Annotated in this window: 7 protein-coding genes; 4 read left to right on the forward strand and 3 right to left on the reverse strand. The window is 46.5% G+C overall.

Translation table 11 applies throughout. The annotated features are described in order from the left end of the window. Positions 1-177 precede the first annotated feature (177 nt). Positions 178-894: a tRNA1(Val) (adenine(37)-N6)-methyltransferase gene (locus ACMJ0U_RS01605; RefSeq protein WP_417127741.1), complete on the forward strand. Its 717-nt coding sequence runs from the start codon at positions 178-180 to the stop codon at positions 892-894. Between the two features lie 9 nt (positions 895-903). On the opposite strand, the gene ACMJ0U_RS01610 is transcribed toward ACMJ0U_RS01605, so the two are convergent. Beyond that, entirely contained in the window at positions 904-1,938 is a 1,035-nt protein-coding gene (locus ACMJ0U_RS01610) for a diacylglycerol/lipid kinase family protein (protein ID WP_417127743.1), read from the reverse strand. Between the two features lie 225 nt (positions 1,939-2,163). Between ACMJ0U_RS01610 and spt the strand changes: the two genes are divergently transcribed. Together spt and ACMJ0U_RS01620 are read left to right on the forward strand one after the other, a co-directional pair. Next, complete coding sequence (spt, locus tag ACMJ0U_RS01615; protein ID WP_417127745.1) at positions 2,164-3,351, forward strand: serine palmitoyltransferase; 1,188 nt, start codon at positions 2,164-2,166, stop codon at positions 3,349-3,351. Between the two features lie 275 nt (positions 3,352-3,626). Further along, positions 3,627-4,160, forward strand: coding sequence for a ferredoxin domain-containing protein (locus tag ACMJ0U_RS01620; protein WP_417127747.1), 534 nt, complete (start codon positions 3,627-3,629; stop codon positions 4,158-4,160). On the opposite strand, the gene ACMJ0U_RS01625 is transcribed toward ACMJ0U_RS01620, so the two are convergent. Then, positions 4,147-4,956: a Cof-type HAD-IIB family hydrolase gene (locus ACMJ0U_RS01625; RefSeq protein WP_417127749.1), complete on the reverse strand. Its 810-nt coding sequence runs from the start codon at positions 4,954-4,956 to the stop codon at positions 4,147-4,149. The genes ACMJ0U_RS01620 and ACMJ0U_RS01625 overlap by 14 nt on opposite strands. A gap of 326 nt (positions 4,957-5,282) precedes the next feature. On the opposite strand from ACMJ0U_RS01625, the gene ACMJ0U_RS01630 reads away from it, so the two are divergent. Beyond that, positions 5,283-5,954 carry an MgtC/SapB family protein gene (locus ACMJ0U_RS01630; protein WP_417127751.1) on the forward strand — a complete coding sequence of 224 codons (672 nt, stop codon included), beginning with the start codon at positions 5,283-5,285 and terminating at the stop codon, positions 5,952-5,954. 48 nt (positions 5,955-6,002) lie between these two features. Here ACMJ0U_RS01630 and ACMJ0U_RS01635 read toward each other — a convergent pair whose 3' ends face one another. Beyond that, entirely contained in the window at positions 6,003-6,221 is a 219-nt protein-coding gene (locus ACMJ0U_RS01635; RefSeq protein ID WP_417127754.1) for a winged helix-turn-helix domain-containing protein, read from the reverse strand. Positions 6,222-6,298 lie beyond the last annotated feature (77 nt).

Genomic DNA, 6,298 nt, shown 5'->3' on the forward strand with positions numbered 1-6,298 from the left:
CTCTTCTGAATTAAGAAGCTTTTTTATTACTCAAAAACGGCACAAAGTTAATCATTCCGCATGTAATTTGGAAACTATTTGTGTCAAATACCTCTTTTATTATGTAAAATAATGTCAGGTTGAAGTGCTTTCTGTCGGGATTTCACTAATTTTGGCGTAAAAATTTAGACGGAAGTTATGCCCAATCCATATTTTCAATTCAAGCAATTTGTGGTTTTTCATGATAAATGTGCCATGAAGGTAGGCACAGACGGGGTGCTGGTCGGCGCATGGGCGCAGGTGGACGGGGCACGTAGGGTACTGGACATTGGTACCGGAAGCGGACTGATTGCCCTGATGCTGGCCCAGCGGAATCCGGATGCCTTAGTGACCGCCGTGGATATTGATGAAGCAGCCGTGGAGCAGGCTAGTGAAAATGTGGCCCGTACGCCCTGGTCTGACAGGATGGAGGTGAAGCTGCTTGATATCCGAAAGGCACCGGAGGAATGGAACGGGGGTTTTGACGCCATCGTGTCGAATCCTCCGTACTTTGTGGAGTCCGTGAAATGTCCTCAGGTGCAGAGGAACACGGCCCGGCATACCGATGAACTGGACTTTGACGCCTTGCTATCGAAAGTGTCGGTTTTGTTGTCCGAAAAAGGTAGCTTTTCGGTGGTGCTTCCAGCTACCGTAACGGCCGATTTTGTGGCCTTAGCCATCGGGAAAGGTTTGTATCTTCTACGCCAGACCTGGGTACATCCCCGTCAGGAATTGCCCGCCAAGCGTGTGCTGATGGCATTCGTAAAGTATCCTTGTGTGCAGACGGAAATCACGTATCTTTCCATCGAGACAGAGCGTCATGTCTATACACCGGAGTTTAGGGGACTGGCCAGAGATTTCTATCTGGCCTTATAAGAGAAATGATTATTTCTTCGACAATCTCCTCAAAATGTGATGGTTCAGCATCAGAAGTTGCTTGTGCTTTTGGGCAATGGCCGAAGTGATAGGGCGCCGGCCAATGAAATCGGTGAAATGCTGGAGGATATTCAGAGGGGGAGAGGGCGTCTGCTTGGGGCGTGCCGGCGCGATGACGTGTAACCCTTGATGTATGATTTCTACCTTCAGGTCCTTGCCTCCCATCATCGGGTCTCCGTCAAAATGGAACACTCCCTCCTGCGTGCGATGTATAATGATACTTTTATCCTTCATTGTTTTGATACGGCTGTTCTGGTCGAGTGTCCGGTTGAATAGCTGGAAAGAAAGAGAGGGCACATCCAGCACGGTAAACGGCTCCAGCACCGTGATGTCCATCATGCCGTCGGTCAGCGAGGCTTGCGGAGCGATGTAGGCATTGTTGCCATATTGCGACGCATTGGCGCAGGCAATCAGAAAGGCTTTATATCGGACGGTTCCTGTAGAATTTTCTATTTCGTATGTTTCTGGCTGATATGTCAGACTTTCATGCAGGGTGTTCTCCAGGTAAGTTAGCAGCCCCCTTTTCCCGGAATCTGCAAACTTCAGGCTTACGAAGGCATCGAACCCTACTCCACACGTACAGAAAAAAGGGTGGTTATCGATAATGCCGTAGTCTATCGTTTTAATATGTCCAGCATTTAATACGTTAATGGCGCCTCTGGGTTCCATTGGAATATGAAGATGGCGTGCCAGTCCGTTACCCGATCCGCATGGGATGATTCCCATGGCGGTGTTTGTGTGAATAAGCGCCCGTCCTATCTCATTGATGGTACCGTCTCCACCGATGGCCACTACGATGTCCGTGTGGTCGGCAGCAGCTTGTGCGGCTATTTCGGAAGCATGACCTGCATATTCCGTTTTCCGGATAGAATAATCATATATAGAATGGTTCAATTCTTTTTCAATAAGTCGTAGGATGAATTCCTTTCCGTGAGTGCCGGATATGGGGTTTACCACAAAGGTGATTCGCTTTTTTGTCTCCATAAACCTGTTTCCTTAAAATTTGGGAGTACAAAAATAATATTATCTTTCATTGTTTAGGGTAAATTGCTCATATAATTGACACTCTTGTTATTTTTTTTCAGGGATTCGTGTCGGAATTTTGAGTTTTTTGTATCTTTGCACGTTCTTAATGACAATGATGTAACGAAACGGTTGCAAAAGAAATAAAGTTTAATGTAAGCTGGGATGCTTACCAGAGATTAGAATATGGGATTATTACAAGAAAAATTAAGTAAATTCAGAGTACCTCAGATGTACATGGAAAGGGGTGTTTATCCGTACTTTCGCGAAATAGACAGTGCCCAGGATACAGAGGTAATGATGGACGGAAAGAAAGTATTGATGTTCGGATCAAACTCCTATATGGGTCTGACTCATGATCAGAGAATCATTGACGCAGCTATTGCCGCCACTCGCAAATATGGTACAGGATGCGCAGGTTCTCGTCTGTTGAATGGCACATTGGATATTCATGTAGAACTTGAAAAAGAACTTGCAGAGTTTGTCGGTAAAGATGAAGCACTGTGTTTCTCTACCGGATTTACGGTTAATGAAGGTGTGATTCCTCAGTTGGCCGGACGTGGTGATTACATCATTTGTGATGACCGTGACCATGCTTCTATCGTGGACGGACGACGTCTTTCTTTTGCTACCCAGCTGAAGTATAAACACAATGACATGGATGCCCTGGAAAAAGAGCTCCAGAAGTGTGAACCGGATGCTATCAAACTGATTGTGGTGGATAGCGTGTTCTCTATGGAAGGCGATTTGGCCAACCTGCCGGAAATCGTCCGTCTGAAGAAGAAATACAATGCCAGCGTTTATGTGGACGAAGCACATGGTCTGGGCGTATTCGGACGACAGGGACGGGGCGTGTGCGACCATTTCGGCGTAACGGAAGACATCGACCTGATTATGGGTACATTCAGTAAGTCACTGGCTTCTATAGGTGGTTTCGTGGCAGGCGACAAGGATGTAATCAACTGGTTGCGCCACAATGCCCGCTCTTATATATTCCAGGCAAGTAATACGCCGGCAGCTACGGCTGCGGCTAGAGAAGCCATCCACATTTTCAAGACAGAACCGGAACGTCAGGAACGTTTGTGGGAAATCACCAATTACTCTCTGAAGCGTTTCCGCGAATCAGGTTTTGAAATCGGTGAAACAGAAAGTCCGATTATCCCTCTGTACGTACGCGACACGGACAAGACTTTCGAAGTAACCAAGCTGGCATTCGACGAAGGAGTGTTCATCAATCCGGTAATTCCTCCGGCATGTGCTCCTCAGGATACACTGGTGCGTTTTGCTTTGATGGCTACTCACACCAAAGAACAGGTGGACTTCGCCATTGAAAAATTGATTAAGTGTTTCAAACAACTGGATATACTTAAATAATCACATTTTTACATTGACCTTTTTAAGGAATTGAAAGGAGGTATTTACTATGGGAGCTGCCGGTAATAAAAAACCGAAGGGTATGCATAAAAAACATGCTCCGGCTTATCAAGTAGAAGAGGCCATTCATGAAAATGACCTGAAAAAAGGAAAAAAGAAATAAATCCGTAGCGGATTTATCGAGAAAGGGTTATATTTAGAGCATCTGACGCCTTATGGCAAAAGCTCGGATATAACCCTTTTTTGTGTATGTATGTTTTTAACTTTAATGGAATATGATACTGAATGAAAGAGACAGCCGTCACGAACAGGTGTTGCAGGTGGCGCAACAAATGATGACGGCGGCACGTACGGCTCCCAAAGGGAAGGGGGTAGACATTATTGAAGTGGCCATGGTGACGGAAAGCAACATCCGTATCCTTTCTGATACGATGAAGCAGATGTACGAAGACAATGGTTTTAAGTTTTTCCTGCGTGATGCGGACAACATTCTCGAGGCGGAGTGTGTGGTGCTGATAGGTACTCATTCACTTCCGCAGGGGCTGGATTGCGGGCATTGCGGATATGAGCATTGCGGAGACCGTAAGAAGGGAGTGCCTTGTGCCATCAATAGTGTGGATGTTGGAATAGCTATCGGTTCGGCTTGTTCGGTAGCGGCCGACCATCGGGTAGATACGCGTGTGATGTTTTCGGCTGGTCTGGCAGCCCAGCAACTGGACTGGCTGGATGGATGCACCCAGGTGTACGCCATACCCGTGAGTGCATCATCCAAAAATCCGTTCTTCGACCGGAAGCCTAAGACAGAATGAATTTTTCTGCCGCGTAGGCCACGCCGTCTTCTTCATTGGACAGAGTGATGAAGTCGGCGTTTTCTTTTACCACCTCCTGTGCATTGGCCATGGCAATACCCAGTCCGGCGTATTGAATCATGGACAGGTCGTTGAATCCGTCGCCGATGGCAATCATTTCCTCACGGGTAAGCCCGATTTCCTTCAGGAGAACGGCCAGCGACTGGGCCTTGTCGATGCCCTTGGGAACCAGCTCCAGAAAGTAAGGTTCTGAGCGGAACACTCCCATGCGGTCTTTCAGGTGCTCGTACATCTCTTTCTCCAGCTCGGTCAGGCGGGTCGGCTCGCCCACAATCAGGCACTTGGCAATCGGATGTTTCACGGCATCCAGGAAATTATCCACTTTCTTTATTTTCATGACATTGAGCAAGGCCTCCTTGAGCACATACTCATCGTCCGGTTTCTCGGTCAGCACGTATTCCCCGTCGTAAGTCACAATGGCAAAATCGTTCTTCCTGGCACATTCATAAAGGTAAGGAAGTACATCGTGGTCGAGCAGGTTCTTGTACATCAGCTCCTTGGTTTTCCTGTCGATGATTTCTCCACCGTTGTAAGCCAGAATGTAGCCTTCATACTTATGCAATTCCAATTGCTCGGCCAGCGGGGCAATGCCGTACGTAGGTCTTCCCGAGGCCAGTACAATTTTTACTCCTTGTTCCTGAATCTTGAGTAGCGTTTCCTTGGTGTGAGGGGTAATCTTTTTCTGCTTGTTGGTAAGCGTTCCGTCGAGGTCTAATACTAATAATTTATATTTCATAAAGTTATGCTGTAAAATCGAGCGTAAAATTACGAAAAAAAACGAAACTACGGAAATGTAGAAGCGGAAAGATGAATCTTGGCTGGGGGACACCGCTCTCGGGAAGACGCAGGCGAGGTATGAGGAAAATGTCTTCCGGCTTTCTATGTTTCCCAAGGCAGAAACTTATGTTCTCCCGAGGGAAGATATAGGTTTTCGCTTCGGGAGGTATAAGTTTCCGGTCAGAGGGACATATATTAAACCTGTATGTATTCTTGTTGGTTCGCTTGGGTTTTCTAATGTTTTTTTGTATCTTTCGGAAAGAATCAGCTTTTATCTGAAAGTGTATGAACATTTACGTAGATTTTTCTTTAAGGTTGTTTGTGGCCGGCTTGATGGGAGTGCTTATCGGGCTTGAGCGGGAGTACCGGGCGAAAGAGGCGGGCTATCGTACGCATTTTCTGGTGGCACTGGGCAGTGCATTGCTGATGATTGTGTCGCAATACGGCTTTATGGATGTGCTGGAGAAAGATTTGGTGCGTCTGGATCCGAGCCGTGTGGCCGCCCAGGTGGTCAGCGGTATTGGTTTCATTGGAGCAGGAACCATTATCTTGTTGCAGAAGCAGGTGGTACGCGGACTGACTACGGCAGCTGGTGTGTGGACTACGGCGGGAATCGGACTGGCGGTAGGGTCGGGCATGTACATGATAGGTATTCTGGCCACCTTTCTGGTATTGGCGGGATTAGAGGTTCTCAGCTACTGCTTTAAGAGCATAGGAATGCGTAGCATGATTATTGAACTTACGGCAGAGAATGCCGAGGCGTTGAAAACCCTTTCCGGCAAATTCAGCTCCGAGAATTTTCAGATTACTTCTTACGAGATGAACAAGGTATATGAGAATAACCACGAAGCTTATCACATTACGATGGTAATCAAGGCGAAGAGGGTGAACGAAGAAGGGTTGCTGTTGATGATGCTTCATGAGTTTCCGGATATTACGGTAAACCGGATTGTCTGATATAAAAACAAAATACCATCAGAGTATATTCTCCGATGGTATTTAGTGTTAACCGATATAGACGTTGACATGTAAAAACAAACGGTCGCGTTGCTCGTCAATGTCAAAATCTATTTTGTCTTCTCGTGCCAGCCATCCGATTGCCGCATTCAGGTCTCTGTCTGACAGGCCGGATGCATCTTTAAGTTTCTCGTATTCCCAGTGGGCGTTGTCCGAAAGAAGTCTCCATACAATGCCCGCATTTGTACCGATTTGAGTTTTGTCCATCATAATTCTAGAAATAATGTAGTTATTATTATGGTGTTGTAGCTGTACGAATATATAAAGAATTTGTGGCTCTGACA

This window comes from Phocaeicola sp., from assembly GCF_048170425.1.
Classification (GTDB): domain Bacteria; phylum Bacteroidota; class Bacteroidia; order Bacteroidales; family Bacteroidaceae; genus Phocaeicola.